This is a genomic window from Paenibacillus sp. KS1, assembly GCF_001680695.1.
Taxonomy (GTDB): domain Bacteria; phylum Bacillota; class Bacilli; order Paenibacillales; family Paenibacillaceae; genus Paenibacillus_B; species Paenibacillus_B suaedae.
The window spans coordinates 1-574 of record NZ_MAIS01000292.1; the positions used below are offsets into that span (position 1 = coordinate 1).

At 39.7% G+C, this 574-nt stretch carries 1 protein-coding gene; it reads left to right on the plus strand.

Annotation, left to right across the window (positions count from 1 at the left end):
• Nucleotides 1-574 (plus strand): DUF4367 domain-containing protein (locus BBG47_RS28365; RefSeq protein WP_139070841.1); only part of this gene is annotated, 574 nt, incomplete at both ends.

Consider the following 574-nt stretch of genomic DNA (forward strand, 5'->3'; position numbering starts at 1 on the left):
ATAACCCGGATCATCAAACAAATCTTGGAATGAAGCTAGCTCCATTCCAAAATCTCTCTCAATTGCGCGATAAGATTACGGATAAATCCGTTAAGATTGCAGACAGTGTCAATGGTAATTATAAATTCAAAGAAGCGGAAGTGCTCTTTAAAAATGCTCAGGAAGTAAATCCGCCTTCTCCGGAAGAAAAAAAGGCGATGGCGGAAAAGCTGAGAAAGCAGGCAGAAAAGTCCAAAAAGGGATATGCCATGATGCCAATTAAAATGACAGATCAATTTTCCAATATTTGGGTTACTTATCGAAATGGAGAGGATACAATCCAGATTACGATCACTAATCTGAACAACAAGAATGCAGGAATGTATATTGACGAGCAAAGTGAGTTTGAACAGGAAAAGGTTCAAGTGAAGGGGGTAGAAATGCTGCATACAGAATTTGGTCCTGCGCATGTGCACGATCTGACATGGGTATACGAGAGCCCGGACAAAAAGAAAAGATACGCCTATAATGTCCATGGAAACAGCGATAAAATCAGCAAAGAAAGCTTGATGAAAATTGCTGAAAGCTATTTGGA